Here is a 202-nt window from a genome sequence, read left to right on the forward strand (position 1 = left end):
CTTCCGCCGGCGGGCGATACTTCACGAGCCGCCCGATCGAGGGCAGGAAGTTGCGGAACGGGTCTTCGGCGTAGAGGCGCGATTCCACCGCCCAGCCCGTCAGCGTGACGTCCTTCTGCGCGATGCCGAGCTTCTCGCCGGCGGCAACGCGGATCATCTGCTCGACGAGGTCGATGCCGGTGACGAGCTCGGTGACGGGATG

General features: G+C 67.8%; 1 protein-coding gene. It reads right to left on the bottom strand.

The features are described from left to right. On the bottom strand, positions 1 to 202 hold a 202-nt coding region (locus RAD04_RS39245), incomplete at both ends, for an ATP-binding protein (protein WP_461628046.1).

This window comes from Bradyrhizobium sp. 25ACV, assembly GCF_054863005.1.